Raw genomic sequence first — 676 nt, 5'->3', positions numbered from 1 at the left:
GCAGCCTGTAGGGGAAAGCTCATCAGGATGTCGGCCCCGGACGGGGTGTCGCCGGCAAACCAGGTCTGCGTTGCCAGGTGCTGTTCAATGACAGCCAGGTGATTTTTCAGCTGCGGGTCCAGCATGGTGCCGGTGACCTTGCCGCTGATTTTTTTGGCAATGGGTTTGGCAAAAAAGGGCATGGGGGCTTTGGCGATATGGCTGAAGATCAGCTTCATGACCAGCAAGGGCATCAGCGAGCCTTCGGCGTAGTGTAGCCAGTAGCGGTAGTTCAGCCATTGGTCATCCTCTGGCGCGGGCTGCCATTGGCCGTTGCCGTAGCGATGTACCAGGTATTCGATAATGGTGCCGGATTCGGCAATGACGGTGTCGCCGTCGGTGATCACCGGGGACTTGCCCAAAGGATGAATCTTGCGCAGTTCGGCCGGGGCCAGCATGGTCTTCGGGTTGCGGGCGTAATGCTTGATTTCGTAGTCCAGACTCAACTCTTCAAGCAGCCAGACGATACGCAGGGAACGGGAATTTTCCAGGTGATGCACAGTAATCATAGTAGGGCTCTCTGCCATGTCTCAGCGCACCCTGTTGCATGCGTTGTGCATTGAATCGTGCGCTGCAAGACGTCTCAGTGTGTCGGGAGCATAGCAGAGAACCCCGTGACCATCATGGCAAGACGGGG

Annotated in this window: 1 protein-coding gene; it reads right to left on the bottom strand. The window is 57.1% G+C overall.

The annotated features are described in order from the left end of the window. Positions 1-548: glutathione S-transferase (locus A3754_RS06300; protein WP_063519108.1), on the bottom strand; the 548-nt coding region annotated here is incomplete at its 3' end. Between the last annotated feature and the right edge of the window lie 128 nt (positions 549-676).

The organism is Alcanivorax sp. HI0083 (assembly GCF_001635175.1).
This window is presented reverse-complemented; position numbering and strand designations above follow the sequence as displayed.